General features: G+C 53.4%; 23 protein-coding genes. 9 read left to right on the top strand and 14 right to left on the bottom strand.

All coding sequences use genetic code 11. The features are described from left to right. Positions 1 to 247 precede the first annotated feature (247 nt). The 4 genes from NXS97_RS12745 to NXS97_RS12760 all read left to right on the top strand — a co-directional run bounded on the left by NXS97_RS12745 (position 248) and on the right by NXS97_RS12760 (position 4,499). A complete protein-coding gene (locus NXS97_RS12745; protein ID WP_014607019.1) occupies positions 248 to 2,182 on the top strand; it encodes a PTS mannitol transporter subunit IICBA in 1,935 nt (644 codons plus the stop codon). A gap of 93 nt (positions 2,183 to 2,275) precedes the next feature. Next, positions 2,276 to 3,424 carry a mannitol-1-phosphate 5-dehydrogenase gene (gene mtlD, locus NXS97_RS12750; protein WP_014594982.1) on the top strand — a complete coding sequence of 383 codons (1,149 nt, stop codon included), beginning with the start codon at positions 2,276 to 2,278 and terminating at the stop codon, positions 3,422 to 3,424. 7 nt (positions 3,425 to 3,431) lie between these two features. After that, complete coding sequence (mtlR, locus tag NXS97_RS12755) at positions 3,432 to 4,034, top strand: mannitol operon repressor MtlR (RefSeq protein WP_014594981.1); 603 nt, start codon at positions 3,432 to 3,434, stop codon at positions 4,032 to 4,034. A gap of 102 nt (positions 4,035 to 4,136) precedes the next feature. Further along, the gene (locus tag NXS97_RS12760; protein WP_013024016.1) at positions 4,137 to 4,499 is read left to right on the top strand and encodes a YibL family ribosome-associated protein; all 363 of its coding nucleotides are present in this window, start codon (positions 4,137 to 4,139) and stop codon (positions 4,497 to 4,499) included. A gap of 7 nt (positions 4,500 to 4,506) precedes the next feature. On the opposite strand, the gene NXS97_RS12765 is transcribed toward NXS97_RS12760, so the two are convergent. The 3 genes from NXS97_RS12765 to fdhD form a co-directional block, all read right to left on the bottom strand. Then, positions 4,507 to 5,469: a VirK/YbjX family protein gene (locus NXS97_RS12765; RefSeq protein WP_014594979.1), complete on the bottom strand. Its 963-nt coding sequence runs from the start codon at positions 5,467 to 5,469 to the stop codon at positions 4,507 to 4,509. 326 nt (positions 5,470 to 5,795) lie between these two features. Continuing rightward, positions 5,796 to 6,413 carry a superoxide dismutase [Mn] gene (sodA, locus tag NXS97_RS12770; protein ID WP_019104682.1) on the bottom strand — a complete coding sequence of 206 codons (618 nt, stop codon included), beginning with the start codon at positions 6,411 to 6,413 and terminating at the stop codon, positions 5,796 to 5,798. A 262-nt stretch (positions 6,414 to 6,675) separates the two neighbouring features. Continuing rightward, positions 6,676 to 7,500 carry a formate dehydrogenase accessory sulfurtransferase FdhD gene (gene fdhD, locus NXS97_RS12775; protein WP_031284268.1) on the bottom strand — a complete coding sequence of 275 codons (825 nt, stop codon included), beginning with the start codon at positions 7,498 to 7,500 and terminating at the stop codon, positions 6,676 to 6,678. Between the two features lie 445 nt (positions 7,501 to 7,945). Here fdhD and fdhE point away from each other — a divergent pair, with 445 nt between their 5' ends. Together fdhE and NXS97_RS12785 are read left to right on the top strand one after the other, a co-directional pair. Next, complete coding sequence (gene fdhE / locus NXS97_RS12780; protein WP_014607025.1) at positions 7,946 to 8,869, top strand: formate dehydrogenase accessory protein FdhE; 924 nt, start codon at positions 7,946 to 7,948, stop codon at positions 8,867 to 8,869. Positions 8,870 to 8,905: 36 nt separating this feature from the next. Beyond that, positions 8,906 to 9,517, top strand: coding sequence for a glutathione S-transferase (locus NXS97_RS12785; RefSeq protein ID WP_014594975.1), 612 nt, complete (start codon positions 8,906 to 8,908; stop codon positions 9,515 to 9,517). A gap of 121 nt (positions 9,518 to 9,638) precedes the next feature. Here the strand turns inward: NXS97_RS12785 and NXS97_RS12790 are convergent, their stop codons facing one another. Beyond that, positions 9,639 to 10,199, bottom strand: coding sequence for an Ail/Lom family outer membrane beta-barrel protein (locus NXS97_RS12790; RefSeq protein ID WP_014594974.1), 561 nt, complete (start codon positions 10,197 to 10,199; stop codon positions 9,639 to 9,641). Positions 10,200 to 10,791: 592 nt separating this feature from the next. Here NXS97_RS12790 and NXS97_RS12795 point away from each other — a divergent pair. Then, a complete protein-coding gene (locus NXS97_RS12795; protein WP_014594973.1) occupies positions 10,792 to 11,532 on the top strand; it encodes a MipA/OmpV family protein in 741 nt (246 codons plus the stop codon). Between the two features lie 229 nt (positions 11,533 to 11,761). Here the strand turns inward: NXS97_RS12795 and glyS are convergent, their stop codons facing one another. Next, complete coding sequence (gene glyS / locus NXS97_RS12800; RefSeq protein ID WP_014594972.1) at positions 11,762 to 13,831, bottom strand: glycine--tRNA ligase subunit beta; 2,070 nt, start codon at positions 13,829 to 13,831, stop codon at positions 11,762 to 11,764. Between the two features lie 9 nt (positions 13,832 to 13,840). Then, entirely contained in the window at positions 13,841 to 14,752 is a 912-nt protein-coding gene (gene glyQ, locus NXS97_RS12805; RefSeq protein ID WP_013024007.1) for a glycine--tRNA ligase subunit alpha, read from the bottom strand. Positions 14,753 to 15,033: 281 nt separating this feature from the next. Here glyQ and NXS97_RS12810 point away from each other — a divergent pair, with 281 nt between their 5' ends. Further along, a complete protein-coding gene (locus NXS97_RS12810) occupies positions 15,034 to 16,029 on the top strand; it encodes an acyltransferase (RefSeq protein ID WP_014594971.1) in 996 nt (331 codons plus the stop codon). A 2-nt stretch (positions 16,030 to 16,031) separates the two neighbouring features. Here the strand turns inward: NXS97_RS12810 and yieH are convergent, their stop codons facing one another. Further along, positions 16,032 to 16,694 carry a 6-phosphogluconate phosphatase gene (yieH, locus tag NXS97_RS12815; protein ID WP_014607031.1) on the bottom strand — a complete coding sequence of 221 codons (663 nt, stop codon included), beginning with the start codon at positions 16,692 to 16,694 and terminating at the stop codon, positions 16,032 to 16,034. 149 nt (positions 16,695 to 16,843) lie between these two features. Between yieH and NXS97_RS12820 the strand changes: the two genes are divergently transcribed. Further along, positions 16,844 to 18,157, top strand: a complete 1,314-nt coding sequence (locus NXS97_RS12820) for an NCS2 family permease (RefSeq protein ID WP_014607032.1) — start codon at positions 16,844 to 16,846, stop codon at positions 18,155 to 18,157. 39 nt (positions 18,158 to 18,196) lie between these two features. On the opposite strand, the gene NXS97_RS12825 is transcribed toward NXS97_RS12820, so the two are convergent. The 7 genes from NXS97_RS12825 to rpmH all read right to left on the bottom strand — a co-directional run bounded on the left by NXS97_RS12825 (position 18,197) and on the right by rpmH (position 23,782). Beyond that, entirely contained in the window at positions 18,197 to 18,940 is a 744-nt protein-coding gene (locus tag NXS97_RS12825; RefSeq protein WP_015701322.1) for a 4'-phosphopantetheinyl transferase superfamily protein, read from the bottom strand. Positions 18,941 to 19,113: 173 nt separating this feature from the next. After that, positions 19,114 to 19,704 carry a malonic semialdehyde reductase gene (locus NXS97_RS12830; RefSeq protein ID WP_022623752.1) on the bottom strand — a complete coding sequence of 197 codons (591 nt, stop codon included), beginning with the start codon at positions 19,702 to 19,704 and terminating at the stop codon, positions 19,114 to 19,116. Between the two features lie 239 nt (positions 19,705 to 19,943). Next, positions 19,944 to 21,308, bottom strand: a complete 1,365-nt coding sequence (gene mnmE, locus NXS97_RS12835; RefSeq protein WP_116220149.1) for a tRNA uridine-5-carboxymethylaminomethyl(34) synthesis GTPase MnmE — start codon at positions 21,306 to 21,308, stop codon at positions 19,944 to 19,946. Between the two features lie 89 nt (positions 21,309 to 21,397). Next, positions 21,398 to 23,044, bottom strand: coding sequence for a membrane protein insertase YidC (gene yidC / locus NXS97_RS12840; RefSeq protein WP_013024000.1), 1,647 nt, complete (start codon positions 23,042 to 23,044; stop codon positions 21,398 to 21,400). Positions 23,045 to 23,046: 2 nt separating this feature from the next. Continuing rightward, complete coding sequence (yidD, locus tag NXS97_RS12845; protein ID WP_014607035.1) at positions 23,047 to 23,304, bottom strand: membrane protein insertion efficiency factor YidD; 258 nt, start codon at positions 23,302 to 23,304, stop codon at positions 23,047 to 23,049. After that, entirely contained in the window at positions 23,268 to 23,627 is a 360-nt protein-coding gene (gene rnpA / locus NXS97_RS12850; RefSeq protein WP_013023999.1) for a ribonuclease P protein component, read from the bottom strand. Before rnpA ends, yidD begins: the two co-directional genes overlap by 37 nt. 14 nt (positions 23,628 to 23,641) lie before the next feature. After that, entirely contained in the window at positions 23,642 to 23,782 is a 141-nt protein-coding gene (gene rpmH, locus NXS97_RS12855) for a 50S ribosomal protein L34 (protein WP_000831330.1), read from the bottom strand. Positions 23,783 to 23,922 lie beyond the last annotated feature (140 nt).

Consider the following 23,922-nt stretch of genomic DNA (forward strand, 5'->3'; position numbering starts at 1 on the left):
GATGGCTAAAAATCCGTCGTCTTCTCGCCGTAATGGCTCATTTCTGTGATAAAAGTCACTTAATACCCCCCCATCCCCCCGACATAAATGTGACCTAAATCACACTAAGCCTCGTGCACTACGCAGTCCACTATTCGCGTGATAAAGTCCGCCTGCATACAGTAATACTGACGGCTCATCGCCGTAGTGGCTAAACAAAAACAAACGCGCGCTCCTGTTGCAGCGCGTCTCAACAAGGGGTGGGCTTATGTCCTCATCAGTAAAGGTCAAAGTACAAAGCTTTGGTCGCTTTTTGAGTAATATGGTGATGCCTAACATTGGCGCATTTATCGCCTGGGGTATTATCACCGCGCTGTTTATTCCAACAGGATGGATCCCTAACGAAACGCTGGCGAAACTGGTCGCCCCAATGATCACTTACCTGCTGCCACTCCTGATCGGTTATACCGGTGGACGCCTGGTCGGTGGCGATCGCGGTGGGGTGGTTGGCGCAATCACTACGATGGGGGTAATTGTCGGTGCTGATATGCCGATGTTCCTCGGCTCAATGATTGCGGGCCCACTTGGCGGCTGGGCGATCAAATCCTTTGACCGTATGGTTGACGGTAAAATCAAAAGCGGCTTTGAGATGCTGGTGAACAACTTCTCTGCCGGTATTATCGGTATGCTGTTGGCCATGCTGGCTTTTATGGCGATTGGTCCGCTGGTTGAAGGTCTTTCACACATTCTTGCCACGGGCGTTAACCTGATGGTGCAGAACAACCTGCTGCCATTGACGTCAATCTTCGTTGAACCTGCAAAAATCCTGTTCCTGAACAACGCGATTAACCATGGGATTTTCTCACCTCTGGGTATTCAGCAGGCAAGTGAAGCAGGGAAATCAATTTTCTTCCTGATCGAAGCCAACCCGGGTCCGGGGATGGGCGTGCTGATGGCCTATATGTTTTTTGGTCGCGGCAGTGCTAAACAGTCTGCTGGGGGCGCGGCGATCATCCACTTCCTGGGCGGCATTCACGAGATCTACTTCCCTTACGTGCTGATGGCACCACGCCTGCTGCTGGCCGTCATCCTTGGCGGAATGACCGGTGTCTTTACGCTGACCGTACTGCACGGTGGTCTGGTATCGCCTGCTTCACCAGGTTCTATCCTGGCCGTATTGGCCATGACCCCAAAAGGGGCTTACTTTGCCAATATCGCCGCCATCTTTGCTGCATTTGCGGTGTCGTTTGTGATTTCTGCCATTTTGTTGAAGACCAGCAAAGTGAAAGAAGATGACGATATTGAAGCGGCTACGCAGCGTATGCGTGATATGAAAGCGCAGTCAAAAGGTCAGAGTCTGACAGGTGCGCCGGTTGCGAGCGACGCGATGAGCGTAGATCTGGACCATGTGCGTAAAATCATTGTGGCCTGCGATGCAGGTATGGGCTCAAGCGCCATGGGCGCTGGTGTCCTGCGTAAGAAGGTCCATGATGCAGGTCTGAGTAACGTGTCGGTCACCAACAGCGCGATTAATGCCTTACCGGGTGACGTTGATCTGGTGATTACCCATCGCGATCTTACTGAACGAGCCATCCGTCAGGCGCCTCATGCCCAGCACATTTCCTTAAATAACTTCCTGGACAGTGCACTTTATAGCACGCTGACCGAGCGCCTGGTGGCGGCTAATCGCAGTGAAGCTAACCGCGAAGCCGTACAGAAGACGCTGGGTGACAGCTACGATGACAGCCATGCCAACCTGTTTAAACTCGGCCAGAGCAACGTTTTCCTGGGGCTGAGTGCCAGCAATAAAGAGCAGGCGATTCGCTTTGCCGGTGAGCAGTTAGTCAAAGGCGGCTACGTAGAACCCGAATACATTGATGCCATGCTGGCGCGCGAAAAGCTGACGCCAACCTATCTTGGCGAGTCGATTGCTGTGCCGCACGGTACCGTTGAAGCGAAAGACCGTGTACTGAAAACGGGTGTGGTTTTCTGCCAGTACCCTGCCGGCGTTCAGTTTGGCGAGGAACCTGATGAAGTGGCACGTTTGGTGATTGGTATAGCTGCCCGCAATAACGAGCACATTCAGGTGATTACCAGCCTGACGAACGCGCTCGATGATGAGCAGGTCATTGAACAACTGGCACGTACAGAAAGCGTACAGGATGTTCTGGATCTGTTATCAGGCAAACCCGCTGTAGCATAATCGGGTCCGACATTTCCCTGGGGCGGTTGTGCCCGTCCCATTTTTTGGGGGCGGACATGCCCGCCCCATCGTTATTTGATATGGGTCAATTTTATGAAAGCGTTACATTTTGGAGCAGGCAACATCGGTCGTGGCTTTATCGGCAAACTGCTGGCAGATGCCGGTATTGAGCTGATTTTTGCAGATGTGAATCAGGCAGTGCTGGATGCCCTTAATGCACGTCATGAATATCCCGTGCATGTGGTAGGTGAACAGGCCAAAGTTGAAGTGGTTAAGGGCGTCAGCGCCGTGAACAGCACCAGCGACGACATTACTGGACTGATCGCGGATGTCGATCTCGTTACCACTGCCGTTGGTCCGCAAATCCTTGAGCGCATCGCTGCCAGCGTGGCAAAAGGTCTGGCCAAACGCAGTGATAACGGCAATGTTCGGCCGTTAAATATTATCGCCTGTGAAAATATGGTGCGTGGAACCAGCCAGCTTAAGCAGCACGTGCTACAGGCGCTGCCTTCTGAATATCATGTCTGGCTCGAACAACACGTTGGCTTTGTGGATTCAGCGGTAGACCGTATTGTTCCCCCTTCTGAAGCAGGCAGTCAGGATCCGCTGGAAGTCACGGTGGAAACCTTCAGCGAATGGATTGTGGACAAAACCCAGTTTAAAGGCGAATTACCCACCATTCCGGGCATGGAACTGACCGATAACCTGATGGCCTTTGTGGAACGTAAACTTTTCACCCTGAATACCGGCCACGCAATTACAGCCTATCTGGGGCAACAGGCGGGGCACCAGACTATTCGCGATGCCATTCTCGATGAGAATATTCGCGCGGTCGTCCAGGGTGCGATGGAAGAAAGTGGCGCGGTACTAATTAGACGCTACGGCTTCGAAGCAGACAAGCATGCTGCTTATATTCAAAAAATTCTTAGCCGCTTTGAAAATCCCTATCTGAAAGATGACGTTGAACGCGTAGGTCGTCAGCCAATCCGCAAGCTGAGCGCAGGCGACCGCCTGATTAAACCGACACTCGGCACGCTGGAATATGGCCTGCCGCATGCCAACCTGGTTCAGGGCATTGCTGCTGCAATGCATTATCATAGCGATCAGGATCCCCAGGCGCAGGAGTTAGCCGCGCTGCTGGCGGAAAAAGGTCCGCAGGCAACCTTAGCGCAGGTTTCAGGACTGGATGCTGAGAGTGAAATAATAAAAGAGGCCGTGAGTGCCTGGCACGCCATGGCATAATAGCCCCATGTTAGCGACCCAGATCGGGGGCAATAAACGGGCCCCCGACAGCAGCACTACACTGATGCAGGCAAGAATGGAAGAAAAGCAGGCTTTTGAAAACCGGGTGCTTGAACGCCTGAACGCTGGACGCTCGGTGAGAAGCTTTTTGTTCGCCGCTGTCGAGTTGTTAGCTGAAGCCGTCAATGTGCTGGTGCTGCAGGTATTCCGTAAAGATGACTACGCGGTGAAATACGCCGTAGAGCCCTTGCTGCTGGGCGACGGTCCGTTAGGTGAGCTCTCCGTCAGGCTCAAGCTGATCTATGGCCTTGGCGTGATTAGTCGGCATGAATATGAAGACTGTGAGTTACTGCTGGCGCTGCGTGAAGAACTCAATCATGACGCGGGCGATTACCGTTTTACTGATGATGAAATTCTGGGACCCTTTGGTGAATTGCACTGCGTGGCGGCCTGGCCCCCCGTTCCCACATTTCATGCTGAAGATGCAGCACTACAGGCGATGCAGCAGCAACGTTATCTGCAGATGGTACGCTCCACTATGGTCCTGTCACTCACCGAACTGATTTCCCGCATTAGTATGAAACAGGCGTTTAAAAAGTCAGTCAGCTAAATCCCGCCGGGAGCCTCAAGGCTCCCCTTTTCACGCTAACCACCGAGAATCTACGTTAAATTTGGTGTATCCTTAGCCTGTTTTCCTCAACGAGTTGTTGTCATGAAAGAGCAAGAAAAAAACGAAATTAAACGTCTCAGCGATCAACTTGACGCGCTGAATCGTAAAGAGCCTCAGTTACTCGAATCCGGTGATGCTGAAAAGCTGGGCGCGTTGCTGAAAGAGAAAGAAACGCTGGTAACGGAAATTGAGCGTCTTCGCAGTCAGCGTGACGTTAAGCTGAGCCTGGAAGCGCAAAAACTGCAAAAATTGCCGTTCAGCCGCGAAATTACGAAAAAAGAGCAGGCAAATTTAGGCGCATTGAAGAAAAGCGTGCGCGGCCTGGTGGTGGTGCATCCAATGACCGCGCTGGGACGAGAAATGGGGCTTAGCGTTATGACCGGATTTGCTAAAAACGCCTTTTGATCATGTTTCAGGCGGCGGCCCGATCGCTGTTTTGCTGGCCAGTAGCAGTCCCAACCTGCTCTGCCAGCGTATCCAGCAGCGTATAACGACGGCGGTATTCCGCACGCTTCTTACTGGCAATCTCTTCCAGCGTTTTACGCGGCAGCGCCAGCGGCAGCATAAAGACGCCGTCAGCACGCTCCTTTCCGTTGATCGTCAGCCAGAAATCGCTGTAGCTGGCATGGAATTTATCCTCTTTACTCTGGCGATAACGCAGGCTGCGAAAAACATGCGTTTCATCCCCTACCGCCGCTATTTTCCTGACACCACATTGCTGAGATAAAATAAAGACGACTTCCATCAATAAGCGTTTAGGAAATAAACCATGTGCCGCTTTGGTTGCATCACGAATAACATCATTGCTGATACTTTTACGCGGTCCCTGTAAGCCACCGATTAAGAGTGTGCGCGCGTTTTCCTCGTTCAAGATCGTGAATGAAAGTGAGGCTAAGCCTTCTCCCTGATAACGCAAGACTAAGGTTATTTCACCTTCACGATCGTAATAACCTGAGCTACAGGCAATGACAAAATCTTCATCATTTTTACCCTTCAGCCTGGCCAGCACGCTCTCTTCGCCACTTTGTAAAACCTGGCGAAGTTGAAGATTATCCAGGCTGTTCATTAAATGATAATGGTCGAGAATAGCCTGGGCGCGTGCAGCTACACCCATTCCGGCACGCAGATAAGGGCGATGTAACTTCGCGGGTAAGACTCCCTGCACACGCATTAATTGCGAAAACCGGGGTAACTCTGAGAGCTGCTGTAAATAGCGCAATGTGGTCACGGGCGCAATCAGCGTCCTTAAGGCAAATTTAAAACGGAATTGACGGCTTAGCCAACGTTTATTTGGCACGTACTTTCCGCTGACCAATTGAAAAAAAAGAGAGGCATACGAATCAGCAACCGGCTCGTGTGTAGTATAAATAGACATGGCATAAGTTCTTATTAATTTGATAGTGGCGCTGATGATAAAACGAGCCACATCAACGACAGGTTAATGACTCAAATTGTTAAAAACTTACCGGGATAAACTGACGCTTCGTTTAATTCTGGTTTAACTGACTTCGAACGTTGGGCTTTAAAGGTGGGAAGCGGTGCGGGCAGCGCAGCATCAGCTATCGCAATGGCAATGGCAATGGCAATGGCAATGGCAATGGCAATGGCAACATTCAGACCGGAAAAGGACGAAAACCAGATATTCAGGCGAAAAAAAACCGGCAGAACAGGTTCTGCCGGTCAGGTCTCTTGGGTTATCGCTTACTTAGCCGATGCAAAGCGGGCTGCCGCTTCGTCCCAGTTAACCACGTTCCAGAACGCTTTGATGTAGTCCGGACGCTTGTTCTGATACTTCAGGTAGTAGGCGTGTTCCCACACATCCAAACCAATGATCGGATAGCCAGAAACGCCAGCGACGGCCTCGCCCATCAGTGGATTATCCTGGTTAGCAGTGGAAACCACGGCCAGTTTGTCGCCTTTTTTAACCAGCCAGGCCCAACCTGAACCGAAACGGGTGGTCGCCGCTTTCTCAAACTCTTCCTGGAATTTCTCAACGCTACCAAAATCTTTCTCAATAGCCGCCTTCAGTTCGCCCTGAAGGGCCGTGCCGGTTTTCAGGCCTTTCCAGAACAGACTGTGGTTAGCATGACCACCTGCGTTGTTGCGCAGCGGGCCTTTTTTGTCTGCTGGCAGCTGATCCAGCTTAGTGATCAGTTCATCAACGGGCAGATCAGCAAATTCAGTGCCTTCCAGCGCCGCATTGGCGTTGTTGACATAGGTCTGATGATGTTTGGTGTGATGGATTTCCATCGTCTGCTTGTCAAAGTGCGGTTCCAGTGCGTCGTAGGCGTAAGGCAGGGATGGCAGTGAATAACTCATGTTCTTCCTCTCCATTTAGTGTTTGAGCAGCACGACAATGTCGGCACGTGCCGCGTAAGCAGTCTTATCATTATAGTTAAATTCATGATCGGTAAAAGCGTAATCAATGCCCTATTAAACATAAGGTTTTGAAAAAACATGCAAAGACTGCGCATTTTTCGTTTGATGCTGACCGCAAAACGGGCTTCGCGCAGGCGCAGTCAGCGAGCCCGTGACGGCCTGATAACCGCTTCTGCAGGCACTCATTCGCGCTGCTCAGCATTTACATCAGCCGCTGTGGATGAGTGTAAATGGTCGCCCGGCCCGGCTTACTGAAACCGACAAGGGTAAGGTTGCAGCGTTCTGCAACCTCAACAGCCAGTCGGGTCGCAGCGGAGACGGCAAACAGAATCTCCACGCCGCACATTGCAGATTTCTGCACCATCTCATAGCTGGCGCGACTGGAAACTAACAGGGCGCCCTCGCCCCAGGCGGCCTGACTGCGATAGCCCAACAGCTTATCCAGCGCCACATGACGACCGACGTCCTCGCAGCCGTGAATCAGCACACCATCAGGCTGTATCCAGGCCGCTGCATGGGTACAGCCCGTTTTTTGCCCCACTGGCTGAAACTGGTTAAGTTGCCCCAGTGCGCGATCCAGATGCGCTAACGTAAACCGCTGGGTGAACGGCAACGGCGTAAGCGGCTTACCAATCTGGTCCAGTTGCTCAACCCCGCAAACGCCACAGCCGGTCCGCCCCGCCAGGGCCCGTCGCTGCGCTTTCAGCGCCATAAAACGACGGCTGGATAGCTCAATCTGTACCTCAATGCCATTGCAACCCGCGACCACATCCATACCGAAGATATCTGCCGGCGCATCGATAATGCCTTCAGAGAGAGAAAAACCGATGGCAAAAGCCTCCAGGTCTTTGGGCGTTGTCATCATCACGACGTGGGAAATGCCGTTATAAACCAGCGCCACGGGAACCTCTTCCGCTAGCCAGTCAGCCCGGGAGTGATGTAAATCGTCACGTTGCCACACCAGAGTTTCACGCAGACCGGCATTCCCGATTACATCAGCATCACTTCTCGCCTCGTTTTTATTCACTTTTTTCTGATCCTGGCTGATTCCGCAATGATTGAAAGGTAATAGTATTCCGTTATGCTGAATAGTGCCTATTCTGAACCTGCTGACAGAGAGCAACAAGCGCATGGCACCCTGATAGCATAAAGCGTGAAATGGCGCGCGGCTGGCCCGGCATGCTCGATGTCTATCTGTATGAAATCATCCAGCCTCGGGAAAAATACATTTCATCCACAAGGGCGGGATTTGGACTGCTATGATCAGCCTGTCGGGAACATTGATGAGATCCTGAAATGCTGCAATCTTCTGACTGACGACGAGTCCTGTCATGATGGAGATAACCGCAACAGAAAAAACGTAAAACCGGCGACAAAGCCACCGTCCGAATGGCCTGAGCCACGACTGAAAACCTATTCTTGCTGGTGTCGTGAATCGCGTAATCAGCCAACAAAACAGGAAAATGCCCTCTATGAGCATCCGCATTATCCCGCAAGATCAGTTGGAGAAGAGCGAAAAAAATCCAGCGGAGACAATCCCGCCGTTACTTTTCCCCCAGTTGAAGCGTTTATACAGCCGCCGCGCCGCGCGACTGCGTGATCTGGCCGCTAAAAATCCACTGGGCGATTATTTACGCTTTGCCGCCGTCATAGCCCAGGCGCAGGAAATTGTGCTGTATGACCATCCGCTGCAGATGAATCTTCATGCCCGCCTGGTACAGAGTGCTCAGGAAGGCAAACCGCCGCTGGATATTCATACTTTACCGCGGGATACGCACTGGCACCGCCTGTTGCATTCGCTGATTGCGGAACTTAAACCCGAGATGAGCGGCCAGGCGCTGGCAGTGCTGGAGAACCTGGAAAAAGCATCTGCCAGCGAGCTGGAAACGATGGCCAGCGCACTCTTTGCGGGCGAGTATGCTCAGGTCAGTAGCGACAAAGCGCCTTTTATCTGGGCGTCACTGTCGATTTACTGGGCGCAAATGGCGGCGTTGATACCGGGTAAAGCACAGGCAGAGATGGGCAATCAACGCCAGTACTGCCCGGTGTGCAACAGTATGCCCGTTGCAAGCATGGTTCATATGGGCACCGACGAAGGCGCACGTTACCTGCATTGCAATCTGTGCGAAAGTGAGTGGTACGTGGTGCGTAGCAAGTGCACAAACTGCGAACAATCCCGCGATCTTCACTACTGGTCGCTGGACAGTGAACATGCAGCAGTAAAAGCTGAAAGCTGTGGTGACTGTGGTAGCTATCTGAAAATCTTGTACCAGCAAAAGAATCCGGCAATTGAACCCGTCGCGGACGATCTCGCTTCTTTGGTGCTGGATGCCCGTATGGAGCAGGAAGGCTTTACACGAAGCAGTCTGAATCCCTTTATGTTCCCTGGTGAATAGCTATTGCTAAAAAACCTCGCTAAAAGGAGCTACGCAATGAAACTGATTGGCAGCTATACCAGCCCTTTTGTACGCAAGATATCTATCATCATGCTGGAAAAAGGTATGATGTTTGAATTCGTTAATGCTTCGCCTTATAGCGATGACAGCCACGTTCCGCAATATAATCCGTTGGGAAAAGTGCCTGCACTGGTCGCGGAGGACGATCAGATCTGGTTCGATTCCAGCATCATCGCTGAGTACCTGGAACAGCGCAGCCCGACGCCTGCTTTATTGCCTGACACTTCCCTCGCATCGTTAAACGTTCGTCAGCTCGAGAAGTTAGCTGACGGTATCAGTGACGCGGCGCTGGTGATTGTGCGTGAGCAGTTACGTCCGGGCGATATGCAGTCAGAAGAGGTTTTACTGCGTAATCGTGAAAAGATTCAGCGTGGCCTGGACAGCCTGGAAGCCTCCGTGAACGAAGGAAAATGGATCAACACTGGCGCACTTAATCTGGCGGATATTGCGACGGGCTGCATGCTCGGTTATCTGAATTTCCGTCGCGTCGTGCCGAACTGGTGCGTTGGCCGCCCGGCGTTAGTCAAGCTGGCAGAAAACCTGTTTCAGCGCGAAAGCTTTGCCCGAACCACGCCGCCCGCATCCTGATCACTCGGCGCAGCAAGTTGCCAGTAGCCGGGTTTCTGAAGGGCCAGCGGCGTTATGCGTATTCTGAAGCGGTGAGAGGCACGCCGCGAAGGATGCAGAGCAAATCTGCATAAACGTGCAATCAGAAACGGTAACCCACCCCCAGATTAACGCCGTTAACAGCGCGTTGCTCTCCTTCAACCCGGGTGCGGGAACCTTCGTAACCCAGGGTTACAGACAGATAATCAACCGGGTTAATGATAATACCGGCCCCGTAAGCCAACGCATTGGTCGTCTCCGAAAACTGGATGTCCTGAGGCATTCCCTGAGAATCATAGCCGTGATACTGGCGGCTCATCGCGGCATGGGAAAAGCCGGCCAGCGCATAAACACTGACCCGTTGATTCAGACGATATGCCGGCCCCGCCAGTAAAGAATAATATTTTGCGCTTACGTGATCGGACGTATGGCGCTGAAAAAAAGAACTGTTGCTGTCCTCACTGTTCTCCAGAGTGGTGAAAGAGGCCACTACGCTAACCGGTGAGTCCCACTCATAACGATATTGCAGATTCACACCGGGCATATTTTTAAAATCTTCAACTTTACTCTGCGCATAGCCTACAGACAGCGTTTGACTTGCCACTGCGGGCACCGCACCACTCAGCAGCGCACAGAAAATAGCGGAAATAATCACCTTGTTCATACAACAGTCCTGATAATAAAAAACAGGTGGCGCATCGCACCCTGTTAATTCTCTGATACAGACAGCCTTATCCTTTCAAGACAGGGCTGTGAGTTCAGTATTATTCAGCCCTGTCTCATCCGAAATGAAACAGCCTGTTTGCGCCAGATATTTTCTTTTTAAGCCTTGCCACTCACGGGAAAAACATCATTAGATCGCGGTAAACCTGCGAAATTAACGGTTATCTGGCGGAACGGGACCTTAACAAAAACACCTTATTCCCACAATAAATAAAGGGATAACATTGACGGAATTCAGGACCGATTGACGATTGATTGATGTTACGTCCCAGTAGTCAGAGAAGGTAGCGGTAATCAGGGGATGAACCCGGTAAGAATAAGCATCGCCGCGCCTTGCATTGCTGCAGCGAGTCCGCTATATCTTTCGCTCAGGCCCTGTCCTGAAGCGGCCCGGCGCGCGCGGGCCGTAAGCCAGGGTAAAAGGCAGTTCATTACCACGCTCAGTTTTTTTATTTACGCTCCGGCCTCGTCATGGGCTGTGAGACCTGGCAGCCCACTGCCTCAGACAGACGAAAACCGGACAAATCACTATCATGCGATCACACTTCAGAATGGCCTTGTGCTGCCTCCTGGTCGGTAATATCACACAGGCCTGGGCTGAGGGGCTGACGCTGGGCGCCCAGGGCGAGGCGAACTTTACGCCTTATCGCCAGTACAAAACGCAGTTTTCAGGTCTGCCTTATGTAGGATATGACAACAACCATGTCTATATTGACGGCACCGAAGTCGGCGCCTATTTGATCAAAGATGACACCACACAGCTAAAGGCGCGCTGGTGGTATCTGGATAACGAATTCGATCCCGGCCAGTCATCTGACCCGGCGCTTCGACAGCTAGACATCCGCCACAGCACCATGATGGGCGGCATCAGCTATCAAAAGATAACCCCCGTCGGTGCTTTCAGAACGGAACTCTCTGCGGATACGCTGAATGAAAGCCGGGGATTACTGGGAACGGTCGCATGGGCGGGCCAGGTGTCGTTCATGCAGTTGGACGTTTATCCGCAGGTTGGGGTGGACTGGATGAATAAGCAGCAGGCAAGCTATTACTACGGCGTGAACGCTCAGGAATCCGAGCGCAGCGGTTTACCTTCCTGGCGTCATCAGGGCATTACGCCGTGGCTTGCTTTGGCGTTTGACTGGCACCCGGTTACGCCGTTGCATATTTATCTTCAGCCCAAAGTCACCTTCCTGACTGGCGCACTTCGCGACAGTCCGATGACGGATCAACAGTATTACTGGACGCTTTCTTCAGGCGTTACCTGGACATTTTAAAGCGGGCATTCGGGCTGTGCCGCCACAATGCCTGGCGGCTTGAGATAGACTCGCGGATAGCGCCGCCTGTGCCGGTAACCGGCTGCAGCGCCTGAATATAAACATGCTCTACAGATGAGGTTTCACATATCGCCCTGTCGATGGGCAACGTACCTCGATTATTCAGGACGGGACACACAGAATAAAAAAGGGACGATTTCTCGTCCCTTTTCAACATCGTCAAGGCCGGTTACTGTAGTAGCGAAATATCAGCGACCTGCAGGAACAGTCCGCGCAGTTTCGACAGCAGCGTCAGACGGTTAATCCGCACCGCCTCGTCTTCCGCATTAACCATCACTTTATCGAAGAAGTTGTCTACGGCTTCGCGCAGCTGCGCCAGCTCAATTAACGCATCCTGATAGCGACCTTCTGCAAAGTAAGGCTGCAGTTTACTGCTCAGAGCGGTCACGAAGGTGGCCAGCTGAATCTCTTCATTCTCTTTTAACAACGACGCCTGCACGCTGTCATTCAGCGGTTCGGTCGATTTAGCCAGAATGTTAGAGACGCGCTTATTGGCAGCGGCCAGCGCGGCAGCCTCATCCAGCGTGCGGAAATGTGAGACCGCCTTCATGCGGGCATCAAAGTCGGCCGGACGGGTTGGACGACGTGCCAGTACCGCCTGCAGCGTATCAATGCTGTGGCCTTCTTCCTGATACCAGCTGCGGAAGCGACCCAACATAAAGTCGATGACGTCATTAACCGCATTGGCATTGCTCAGCTTGCTGCCATACAGGCGCACGGCTTCTTCGGTCAGCGTTTGCAGATCGAGTGGCAGATTTTTTTCTACGATAATGCGCAGCACGCCCAGCGCGGCACGACGCAGTGCAAAGGGATCTTTATCGCCCTTTGGATGCTGACCAATACCAAAAATCCCGGCCAGCGTGTCCATTTTATCGGCAATCGCCAGCGCACAGGCAACCGGGCTGGACGGCAAATCGTCCCCTGCGAAACGCGGCTGGTACTGCTCGTTCAGCGCCACCGCAACATCTTCGGCTTCGCCGTCATGACGCGCATAGTGCATGCCCATCACGCCTTGCGTGTCGGTGAACTCAAACACCATATTGGTCATCAGGTCGCATTTGGACAGCAGGCCCGCGCGCGTGGCGTGATTCACATCAGCACCAATCTGCGCTGCGACCCAACCGGCAAGGGCCTGAATACGATCGGTTTTGTCACGCAGCGAACCCAGCTCTTTCTGGAACAGCACGGTTTCGAGGCGCGGCAGGTGATCTTCAAGGCGCTTTTTGCGGTCGGTATCAAAAAAGAATTCGGCATCCGCCAGACGCGGGCGTACAACCTTCTCATTACCGGAAATGATCTGCTGCGGATCGCTGGACTCAATGTTGGTCACAAAAATGAAGTTTGGTAGCAGGTTGCCTTCCGCATCATAAACCGGGAAGTACTTCTGATCGCCTTTCATGGTGTAAACCAGCGCTTCAGACGGCACCTTAAGGAATTTTTCCTCAAAGGTGGCGGTCAATACGACCGGCCATTCCACCAGCGACGTCACCTCTTCCAGCAGGCTGTCGCTGAGGTCAGCGACCCCACCTAAACGACGCGCCGCGGCTTCTGCATCGGCTTTAATCATGGCCTTGCGAACCTGATAGTCAGCAATGACCTGACCGCGCTTTTCAAGCACATCCGGATACTGATCGGCGTTCTCCAGCGTGATCTCACTTTCGCCCATGAAGCGGTGACCACGAATAACGCGATCTGACTTAATGCCAAGGATCGTGGCGGGAATCAGTTCATCGCCCAGCAGCAGGGTGACGGTATGCACCGGACGCACAAACTGTACGTCGCTGTCGCCCCAGCGCATCAGTTTAGGTACTGGCAGTTTACTCAGAGCAGTGGCAACCATTCCTGGCAGCAATGCCTGAGCAGCCTCACCTTTAACCTGGGCACGATAAACCAGCCATTCGCCTTTGTCGGTGCTCAGGCGTTCAGCCTGCTCAACCGTAATACCGTTACCGCGTGCCCAGCCTTCCGCTGCTTTAGTGGCATTGCCTTCTGCATCGAAGGCCGCCGCGACCGCAGGCCCACGCTTTTCTACTTCACGATCGGGCTGGGAGGCACTCAGGCTGGCGATTTTCAACGCCAGACGGCGCGGGGCAGCAAACCAGCTTACCTCGCCATGGTTCAGATTAGCCGCATCCAGCTCGGCAGTCACCTGAGCAGCAAAGGCTTCCGCCAGGCTGCGTAATGCTTTCGGTGGCAGCTCTTCGGTGCCGATTTCCACCAGGAACGTTTTGTCAGTCATGGCTGCCTCTTACTTTTTGTTATTGCACATCGGGAAGCCCAGCGCTTCGCGAGAAGCGTAATAGGCTTCAGCCACGGCTTTAGTCAGGGTGCGGATACGCAGAATGTAGCGCTGACGCTCCGTCACCGAGATCGCTTTACGCGCGTCCAGCAGGTTAAAGCTGTGTGCGGCTTTCAGAATGCGCTCGTAAGCAGGCAGCGGAAGAGGTTTTTCCAACGCCAGCAGCTGCTGCGCTTCTTTCTCATACTGCTCAAAACAGGTGAAGAGAAAATCCACGTCGGCGTATTCAAAGTTGTAGGTAGACTGCTCGACTTCGTTCTGGTGGAACACGTCGCCGTAGGTTGTTTTACCTAACGGACCGTCGCTCCAGACCAGATCGTAAACGCTGTCAACGCCCTGGATGTACATCGCGAGGCGCTCAAGACCGTAGGTGATCTCACCGGTAACCGGTTTGCACTCCAGGCCACCTACCTGCTGAAAATAGGTAAACTGCGTCACTTCCATGCCGTTAAGCCACACTTCCCAGCCGAGTCCCCAGGCACCCAGCGTAGGGTTTTCCCAGTTATCTTCGACAAAGCGAATATCGTGCACCGTGGGATCCATACCCAGCTCTTTCAGCGACCCAAGGTACAGCTCCTGAATGTTGTCCGGCGATGGCTTGATGATCACCTGAAACTGGTAATAGTGCTGTAAGCGGTTCGGGTTTTCGCCGTAGCGGCCGTCGGTAGGACGGCGGGACGGCTGCACATAGGCGGCGGCAATCGGCTCCGGGCCAAGTGCGCGCAGGCAGGTCATTGGGTGTGAAGTACCAGCGCCCACTTCCATGTCCAGTGGTTGAACAATGGTGCAGCCCTGGCGCGCCCAGTAATCCTGCAATGTCAGGATCAGGCCCTGAAAGGTCTTGGTATCAAACTTTTGCATGATGAGTTCGCACGCGGTTCGGCTAGATAAAAAAAGAGTGCGACAGTATACCCTTTGACCGCGCGATGTGCAGCCGGAAATCCTGCCGCGCAGCCTGGAGAGTGGATTTTAGGATGACGTTCAGCGCCACAGCGATGCTGAACGGCAAAATTAACCTGTGCCGTTTGGCTTTTTTCATGCGATCTTGCGCACAGAGGGTTCTGAATCCCTGTCGGCGCGCTTGTTGACTGCAACGCGACTGGCTACGCTTTGCACCGGGACGCACTGCGCCAGAGGAAACCATGTCGCAAAAGATTTACTGGATAGATAATTTGCGGGCAGTTGCCTGCCTGATGGTCATCGTCATCCATACCACCACCTGGTATCTGGCCGGGCCGATGGCGATAAAAGGTCACTGGTGGGACATCGCCAACCTGCTCAACTCAACGTCACGCATCTGTGTGCCGCTGTTTTTTATGATTTCCGGCTACCTGTTCTTTGGCGAACGCAGCGCACAACCCCGTCATCTATGGCGACTCGTCGGATGCCTGCTGTTTTACAGCGCCGTCGCGCTGGTCTATATCAGCCTGCTAACGCCCATCGGTGAAGGCCGTTCAATATTGAAAATGCTACAGAAACCGGTGTTTTATCATCTGTGGTTTTTCTTCGCGCTGATCGGCATTTACCTGCTATCGCCCTTAATTCAGGTCAAAAGCGTGCGCCCCCGCTATGTGGCGGTGCTGGTGCTGGTTGTGGCGGTGCTGGCTAATCCCAATACCATGGATCAGTCATGGGGGCGGTTTCACTGGTTACCGATCAACCTCTATCTGAGCGGAGACAGTATTTATTACCTGCTCTACGCGCTGTTGGGGCGTGCTATCGGCACCATGGAAACAGACAGGCGCGGCGTAACTGCGCTGGCGGTCTTGGCCTTCCTGGCCTGCGTGACCGGTATTATGTTGGGCACTAAACGGGCATTAATCGTCAACGGCGCATTTAACGATACCTGGTATCTCTATTGTGGACCGCTGGTGTTTATTGCGGCCATCAGCGCCCTGCTGGTGTTCAAAAATGCCTTTAATCAACGCACCCTGCCTGGCCTGGCGACGATTTCGCGCTACTCGCTGCCCATCTACGGTTTTCACGCGCTGTTTATCCATTTCATCCGTACAAATCACTATGACGATATGACGCGTCCCTGGTTGGATCTGCCCGCCGTCTTTATGGTCACCCTGGCAGGCAGCCTGCTTCTGGCGATGCTGCTCAGTCGGCTGGACAGGCGCCACTGGGTAACCTGAGGCTAGGTTGTCAGGTTCCAGCCCCGCGCACGCCACAGTTCAGGCAGCGCCGCCATATCCGTAAACACCGTGACCAGCGGGTGATCCAGTTCCGGGTTGTGCGCGTCGGCACAGTAGTAGAACACTGGCATGCCAGCGGCGATTCCGGCCCGCGCGCCCGCTTCAGAATCATCCACTAAAATACAACGCTCAACAGGCACTCGCATTTGCTCTGCGGCGTGAAACATCAGCTCAGGCTCGGGTTTCCAGTGACCAATGTCGTAACCGCTGTAAAGGCGCTCGGCAAAGTAGTCCAGCATGCCGGTTAATCCCAGCGAGTGCTGCATCTTCTTGACCGTACCGTTGGATACCACGCACACCGGGACGTTCATCTGCGCCACCAACGCCTTCGCCCCGGCTATCGGCTTCAACTCCAGATCGAAAAGTCGGGCAACTTCACTCCGGTAGGCGGGTTCAAGTTCGTCCAGCGGTAATCTGACCCCATGCGACTCGCTAACGTCACGGATGATGTCATACAGTTTCACCCCTTTGTACTTTTCGAACATCTCCTGTAAGGAGAGCGTAATACCGTAACGGGCAAAGGTGGTGACGTAAGCGCGTGTACAAAGCACTTCGCTGTCTACCAGGGTACCATCACAATCGAAAAAGACGCATTCTGCTGACATCTGACTCCATCCTTTTAGTTGGGTGCCCCTACACTCTACCCTAAGCCTGACGCGTTGTGATAATGGCAATCGGTTGCGAAAAATCATTGTATTGCCCGGGCAAAATCGCCAGGATACGCGCCGGTGAAATTTTCTTCCGGATAAACGGCATGAACAAACAAAGCCTTTTTCAGCGCGTATTTAAATTGCAGGAACACGGTACAACGGTTCGTACCGAGGTCATTGCTGGCGTTACCACGTTTTTGACCATGGTATACATCGTTTTTGTAAACCCACAAATTTTGGGTGTGGCAGGGATGAACGCCCAGGCGGTGTTCGTAACGACCTGTCTTATTGCCGCATTCGGCAGCATCCTGATGGGCCTGTTCGCCAATCTTCCGGTCGCACTGGCACCGGCAATGGGCCTCAATGCCTTTTTTGCCTTCGTCGTCGTGGGTGCTATGGGTTACTCGTGGCAGGTCGGTATGGGCGCCATCTTTTGGGGCGCGCTGGGGTTGCTTATCCTGACGCTGCTGCGTATTCGCTACTGGATGATCGCCAATATTCCACTTAGCCTGCGCGTGGGCATTACCGCCGGCATTGGCCTGTTTATTGCCATGATGGGCCTGAAAAACGCCGGCATCATTGTGGCCAACCCGGATACGCTGGTCACTGTGGGCAACCTCAGCTCGCATAACGTGCTGCTGGGTGCTCTGGGTTTCTTTATTATCGCCATTCTGGCGTCACGCAATATTCACGCCGCCGTGCTGATTTCGATGATCGTCACCACGGCGATTGGCTGGATGCTGGGCGACGTGAAGTTTGTGGGTCTGTTCTCTGCGCCTCCGTCCATCACCTCTGTGGTCGGTCAGGTCGATATCAAGGGCGCGTTCAATATTGGCATGGCCGGCATCATCTTCTCTTTTATGCTGGTCAATCTGTTTGACTCATCAGGTACGCTGATTGGCGTCACCGATAAAGCCGGCCTGGTCGATGAAAAAGGGACTTTCCCACGGATGAAACAGGCGCTCTATGTCGACAGCATCAGTTCCGTTACTGGCGCGCTGGCAGGGACCTCTTCCGTTACGGCCTATATTGAAAGTACGTCTGGCGTCGCCGTTGGTGGTCGTACCGGACTGATGGCGGTCGTCACCGGCCTTCTGTTCCTGCTGGTCACATTTTTATCACCGCTGGCAGCCATGGTTCCGGCCTATGCCGCAGCGGGCGCGCTGATCTACGTTGGCGTGCTGATGACCGCCAGCCTGTCGCGGGTTAAATGGGACGATCTGACGGAGGCCGTTCCCGCTTTTGTTACGGCCGCGATGATGCCGTTTAGCTTCTCCATTACGGAAGGCATCGCGCTGGGCTTTATTGCTTACTGTGTCATGAAACTTGGCACCGGGCGCTGGCGTGAAATCAGCCCCTGCGTGGTGATTGTCGCGTTACTGTTTGTGCTTAAAATCGCGTTTATCGACGCACACTGAGCGCCCTGGGAAGTCGTGCGCTGGCGGCCTGTTACTGGGTCAGTATGAGGCCAGCGCGCGTCCATGCAGCGTCGTCAGACGCATCATTTTTGTCCCGTCATCCGGCTTATCTAACGCGATATCACGCAGTGCAGACCACTGGCCGCCGCCGGTGATTTCCCATAAGTACAGGCGCCGCACATGGGGTGATAAAGCACAGGACCACACCAGCGTGGGCTCCGCATCGCACAGAATCTGCAGGTCGGTGGGCAGCGTTGTACGCAGGCGCCCGGCGCCGGGCAATAGCTGTAGCGAACGCAGCCCTTCTTCACCTGCGCCCTGCAGTTTCATTACGCTGTGGCGCAGCGTCCAGATCTGCGTCACGGCCTCAGGCACATCTTGTTGAGCATTGATCCAGGCGATTTCTCCTGAACTTAACCCCTGTACCATCAGCGCCTGCGTCTGACGACTGTGTGCCCGCACGATATCCATATCCAGGCCGACCTGACTGCGCTCTTCAGCCAGCAGGACGCCCACGGTATTCCCCGCGTAGGCAATATTGAAATCAGGAAGATCGCGATCCGCAAAGGCCGGGCGGCCGTTATGACGCTTAACGATAGGCGGAAGACGATGAAGGCCGTAAATACGCTGCATGAGCTGTGCCAGCAGGATACGGGCCGCCAGAAATCGCCCTCGACGTTTATCCGCAAGATGCTGCGCGCTGTCGATGATGTCCTGCGGGATTGCGCTATCAGCCACCAACTGCCCGGGATTGCCTGTCCAACGAACAAAATGACCCGCCATCTGTCTCTCCATGAAAATGGTCAAATAATCATCAATCCCATTATAAGCGCTTTCCCAGGCTACCGCATACAGCTTGCCCTTTTTTCAGAAAAGCAGCAGGCTGGAGCCCTCACTACAGGCAGAAGTCACCAGCAGAAACGGGCGTTACGAAAAAGTCGTAACGCGCTGGGATATCAGACGAACTGGCAGGCTTGCTCAAGACTCAAGCGGGGCAGACGGGGAGGAAGTTTATCCGGGATGCCATAGCCCAGATTAATTAACAGATTCGCCTGCCAGGTGGTATCGGCAAAAAAGGCATCGTTAACTTTTAGCGGATCGAAGCCCGACATGGGTCCCGCATCCAGCCCCAGCGCTCGGGCTGCAAGAATTAGATAGCCTGCCTGTAAGCTACTGTTGCGAAACGCCGTCTCTTTGACTAAATCTGGCGTGTTAGTAAACCAGTTACGCGCATCGGCATGTTGAAACAGCATCGTCAGATGCTGATAGAACTCGCTGTCCCAGGCAATAATAACGGTGACCGGTGCGCTCAGGGTTTTCTCAAGATTGCCGGACGCCAGCGCCGGTTTCAGCTTTTCTTTCCCCTCGGCTGAGGTGACAAAAACGAAGCGTCCCGGGGAGCAATTTGCTGAAGTTGGGGCCAGGGCAACGAGCTGGTAGAGCTGTTCCAGCAGGGCCTGTTCGACCGGTTTTTGCTGCCAGTGATTATGGGTGCGGGCGTGGTAAAAAAGGGTGTCTAGCGCGGCATTATCAAGCGATGTAGTCATATAACTCTCCAGGGAAAACATCCAGTATTCGACCTATACGGTGAGTTCACGTTTTTGGATGCGTTTCAGCCCGTCTCATTGCGTGATGTGCTTGTCGACGTCCAGCTGAAAACACGGCGTCATAACATCCAACTCTACAATAATCTACGCCACAACAACCAATAAGCAACACATGACGCGTTGGCCCGTAAACGGCGACGGCTTCGTTTTACCGGGCCGCTTACGGGCCATGTGCAGTGTTATTTGCCGATACAGAAACTGGAGAAAATTCGCCCCAGCAAATCGTCTGACGTAAATTCACCAGTGATTTCGCTAAGCGCCTGCTGCGCAAGACGCAGTTCTTCTGCCAGCAACTCGCCAGCCCAGGCACCCAACAGTTGGGATTTGCCCTGTTCAAGATGCGTAGCGGCAAGCTCCAGTGCCTGCAAATGGCGGCGACGAGCCAGGAAACCGCCTTCCATATTATCGGCAAAGCCCATGGTCTGTTTCAGATGGTCACGCAGTGTATCCAGGCCTTCGCTGGTTCGGGCTGACAGCCTGATGAGCGCGTGGCCATTCGCGTTGGTCAGTCCCCGTGCTTCACCGGTGATGTCCGCCTTATTGCGTACGACGGTAATCGGCAACTGAGGCGGGAGACGCGCGACAAAATCCGGCCAAATCTCCACGGGCTCGGTTGCGTCCGTCGTTGTGCCGTCCACCATAAAAAGCACCCTGTCGGCCTGTTCGATTTCATGCCAGGCGCGTTCAATACCAATACGTTCCACTTCATCGCTGGCCTCACGCAACCCTGCGGTATCAATGATATGCAACGGCATACCGTCAATATGAATATGCTCACGCAGCACATCGCGCGTTGTGCCGGCAATATCCGTCACGATGGCCGCCTCACGACCGGCAAGCGCATTCAGCAGGCTGGATTTTCCTGCGTTGGGGCGGCCGGCAATCACCACCTTCATGCCTTCGCGCAACAGGCTGCCCTGTTTGGCTTCGGCACGCACGGCATCAAGATCGCTGATGACCGTATTCAACTGCCCTTCGATTTTGCCGTCAGACAGAAAATCGATCTCCTCATCGGGGAAATCAATGGCCGCCTCAACATAGATACGCAGGTGCGTCAGGGCTTCTACAAGATGATTAATGCGAACAGAGAAGGCTCCCTGCAGCGAGTTGACCGCCGAGCGTGCCGCCTGTTCTGAGCTGGCATCAATCAGGTCGGCAATGGCTTCTGCCTGGGCTAAATCGAGTTTATCGTTAAGGAAAGCACGCTCAGAGAATTCGCCCGGTTGGGCAATGCGCAGGCCAGGCAGCGCCACAATACGTTTCAGCAGCAGATCCAGAATCACCGGGCCGCCGTGGCCCTGTAACTCCAGCACGTCTTCGCCGGTAAAAGAGTGAGGGCCGGGAAACCATAGCGCGATTCCCTGATCCAGCACGCTACCGTCACTATCGTTAAACGATAAATAGTCGGCATAACGCGGTTTGGGCAGTTTACCCAGTATCTGCTGGGCAACCTCTGCGGCTCGCGGACCGGAAATGCGCAAAATGCCAACGCCGCCCCGTCCGGGCGGGGTTGCCTGCGCAACAATGGTATCGCTATGGCTCATAAATTCTCTCTCACTACAAAAAACAAAGGCGGTCGCTTTGACCGCCTGAGCATAACCGTATTTATCGCGGGAAACCTCCCGCGACGGTCTTACGCTTTCTTCTTGTCGCGACTGTGTAAGCCACGTTTTTCCAGGCCGCGATAAATCAGCTGCTGCTGGAGAATGGTTACCAGGTTACTGACGATGTAGTACAGCACCAGACCTGACGGGAACCACAGGAAGAACACGGTGAAAATCACAGGCATATACGTCATGATCTTCTGCTGCATCGGATCGGTCACGGTGGTCGGTGACATCTTCTGAATGAAGAACATGGTGATACCCATCAGAATCGGCAGGATATAGTACGGATCCTGTGCTGACAGATCGTGGATCCACAATATAAACGGCGCATGACGCAGTTCTACCGAGCCAGACAGCATGTAGTACAGGGCAAGGAAGATAGGCATCTGAATGACCAGCGGCAAGCAGCCACCCAGCGGATTCACTTTTTCTGCCTTATACAGCGCCATCATCTCCTGGCTCTGCTTCTGCTTATCGTCACCTAAACGCTCACGCATCGCCTGAATCTTCGGCTGCAGCATGCGCATTTTCGCCATCGAGGTGTACTGCGCTTTTGTCAGCGGGTACATGATGCCACGCACGATGAACGTGATAATGATGATGGAGAAGCCCCAGTTACCGATAAAGCTGTGAATGAACTTCAACAGTTTAAACAGTGGCTGAGAGATGAACCATAACCAACCGTAGTCAACCGTCAGGTCAAGGTGAGGCGCAATCGCGGCCATCTTGTCCTGGATTTCCGGCCCTACCCACAGCGTGGCATCCAGCGTCTGTTGCGCACCTGGTGCGACGGTTACCGGCGCAGATTTATAGCCGATTGCAGCAACGCCATTACCCAGATTGCTGGTATAAAGCGTGTTTGTCCCCTGTGTGCGCGGTACCCATGCGGTCGCGAAATACTGCTGCAACATTGCCACCCAGCCATTGCTGGTGGTGGTATTGAGGTTTTCGTTATCGGCGATGGTATCGAACTTAATCTTTTCGTATTTCGATTCGCTGGTGGAGTAAGCCGTTCCGCGGAAGGTGTGCAACGCAAAGTTGTTGCTGCCGGTATCACGGTGCTTAGGCAAATCGATCGTCTGTTTTAACTGACCAAACATCGACAATTCCAGCGGCTGCTGGCTGGTATTGTTAATGTTGTAGTCAACGTTAACCGCATAGTCGCCACGCTTGAACACGAACGTCTTGGTGTAAACAACGCCGTTTTCAGCGGTGAACGTCATCGGAACACGCAGTTCGCTCTGACCCTCAGCCAGTTCGAAGTGATCCTGAGCCGTGTTATACAGCGGACGCGCACCATTATTCGGGTTGTCCGGACCATTACGGCCGGTTAAACCACTTTGCGCCTGGTAAACAAACGACGGTGTGGTTTCCAGCAGCTCAAACGGCTTGTCAGAACCCAACTTATCCGGGTAAGTCAGCAGTTGAGCCTGGTCAACATCGCCACCGCGGGTGTTGATCGTTAATGACAGGACATCAGTCTTAACGGTGATCGTTTTACCCTGGCCGCTGGCCGGTACACCCTGGCCTGCAGCATCACCGGCTGCACTGTTTGTGTTCTGCGTGGTCTGGGTCTGCAAAGGCTTCGGAGCATGGTCCGTCTGCCAGGCTTGCCAGATCATGAAAGACACGAACAGAAAAGCGATGAGAAAGAGATTGCGTTGCGAATCCATCGTTAATGTTCTCTGGTATCAAAGGTTTTTGGCGGCACAGGATCGTCACCACCCGGGTTCAAAGGGTGGCATTTTAATACGCGTTTTAAAGTCAACCAACTGCCTTTTATCAACCCAAACCTGCGCAAGGCCTCAATTCCGTATTGAGAGCAGGTCGGATGAAACCGACAGTGTGGCCCCAGTAATGGACTGATGCCGCGTTGATAGACGCGTATCAGGACGATCAGGAACCGCGCGCCAGGCGACAGTGACGACGCCATAATTTCTCCAACGCTTCCGCCAACATACGGTTATCGAGATCGGCAACACCCTTCTTCGCAACCACCACAAAGTCCATCGACGGCAATTCATGTTGACGCAGGCGAAAGCTTTCGCGGGTCAATCGCTTGATCCGGTTGCGTTCGTGAGCGCGTTTCACATGTTTTTTCGCGACGGTCAGACCGATGCGGGGATACCCCAGCGCGTTAAGGCGGCCGAGAATAGTAATTTGCGGCGTGCCAGCCCGTTGTGGCTGCTGAAAGACGAAAGTGAAATGAGTGGGAGTTAACAAACGTAACTCCCTGGGAAATGCGAGCTTACCCATCAGGGTTAGCTTTATTACTTAGAAACGGTCAGACGAGCGCGGCCTTTAGCACGACGACGTGCCAGAACCTGACGACCATTTTTAGTAGCCATACGAGCACGGAAGCCGTGTGAACGGTTGCGCTTCAGTACGGACGGTTGAAAAGTGCGTTTCATGGCGATTTCTACCTAAACTTGAAAATTTTCACTGGGTGACGCGTTTCCGGACCAAAAAACAGACCGACGCCTCAATGTGTCTTTAATAAAGAGGCGGGATTGTAATAATTGTACAGTCCCGAGTCAATTTACTTCGCTTG

This window comes from Pantoea sp. B623 (assembly GCF_024814475.1).
Taxonomy (GTDB): domain Bacteria; phylum Pseudomonadota; class Gammaproteobacteria; order Enterobacterales; family Enterobacteriaceae; genus Pantoea; species Pantoea ananatis.

Excerpts from the sequence above, each read along its gene's own strand:
- glyQ (WP_013024007.1), bottom strand. The coding sequence starts at position 14,752 with ATGCAAAAGTTTGATACCAAGACCTTTCAGGGCCTGATCCTGACATTG.
- NXS97_RS12825 (WP_015701322.1), bottom strand. The coding sequence starts at position 18,940 with ATGGCGGGTCATTTTGTTCGTTGGACAGGCAATCCCGGGCAGTTGGTG.
- NXS97_RS12795 (WP_014594973.1), top strand. The coding sequence starts at position 10,792 with ATGCGATCACACTTCAGAATGGCCTTGTGCTGCCTCCTGGTCGGTAAT.
- fdhE (WP_014607025.1), top strand. The coding sequence starts at position 7,946 with ATGAGCATCCGCATTATCCCGCAAGATCAGTTGGAGAAGAGCGAAAAA.
- NXS97_RS12745 (WP_014607019.1), top strand. The coding sequence starts at position 248 with ATGTCCTCATCAGTAAAGGTCAAAGTACAAAGCTTTGGTCGCTTTTTG.
- NXS97_RS12765 (WP_014594979.1), bottom strand. The coding sequence starts at position 5,469 with ATGTCTATTTATACTACACACGAGCCGGTTGCTGATTCGTATGCCTCT.
- yidC (WP_013024000.1), bottom strand. The coding sequence starts at position 23,044 with ATGGATTCGCAACGCAATCTCTTTCTCATCGCTTTTCTGTTCGTGTCT.
- mtlR (WP_014594981.1), top strand. The coding sequence starts at position 3,432 with ATGTTAGCGACCCAGATCGGGGGCAATAAACGGGCCCCCGACAGCAGC.
- NXS97_RS12830 (WP_022623752.1), bottom strand. The coding sequence starts at position 19,704 with ATGACTACATCGCTTGATAATGCCGCGCTAGACACCCTTTTTTACCAC.
- rnpA (WP_013023999.1), bottom strand. The coding sequence starts at position 23,627 with ATGGGTAAGCTCGCATTTCCCAGGGAGTTACGTTTGTTAACTCCCACT.
- NXS97_RS12785 (WP_014594975.1), top strand. The coding sequence starts at position 8,906 with ATGAAACTGATTGGCAGCTATACCAGCCCTTTTGTACGCAAGATATCT.
- mtlD (WP_014594982.1), top strand. The coding sequence starts at position 2,276 with ATGAAAGCGTTACATTTTGGAGCAGGCAACATCGGTCGTGGCTTTATC.
- glyS (WP_014594972.1), bottom strand. The coding sequence starts at position 13,831 with ATGACTGACAAAACGTTCCTGGTGGAAATCGGCACCGAAGAGCTGCCA.
- mnmE (WP_116220149.1), bottom strand. The coding sequence starts at position 21,308 with ATGAGCCATAGCGATACCATTGTTGCGCAGGCAACCCCGCCCGGACGG.
- NXS97_RS12790 (WP_014594974.1), bottom strand. The coding sequence starts at position 10,199 with ATGAACAAGGTGATTATTTCCGCTATTTTCTGTGCGCTGCTGAGTGGT.
- NXS97_RS12810 (WP_014594971.1), top strand. The coding sequence starts at position 15,034 with ATGTCGCAAAAGATTTACTGGATAGATAATTTGCGGGCAGTTGCCTGC.
- yidD (WP_014607035.1), bottom strand. The coding sequence starts at position 23,304 with ATGGCGTCGTCACTGTCGCCTGGCGCGCGGTTCCTGATCGTCCTGATA.
- rpmH (WP_000831330.1), bottom strand. The coding sequence starts at position 23,782 with ATGAAACGCACTTTTCAACCGTCCGTACTGAAGCGCAACCGTTCACAC.
- sodA (WP_019104682.1), bottom strand. The coding sequence starts at position 6,413 with ATGAGTTATTCACTGCCATCCCTGCCTTACGCCTACGACGCACTGGAA.
- NXS97_RS12820 (WP_014607032.1), top strand. The coding sequence starts at position 16,844 with ATGAACAAACAAAGCCTTTTTCAGCGCGTATTTAAATTGCAGGAACAC.
- NXS97_RS12760 (WP_013024016.1), top strand. The coding sequence starts at position 4,137 with ATGAAAGAGCAAGAAAAAAACGAAATTAAACGTCTCAGCGATCAACTT.
- yieH (WP_014607031.1), bottom strand. The coding sequence starts at position 16,694 with ATGTCAGCAGAATGCGTCTTTTTCGATTGTGATGGTACCCTGGTAGAC.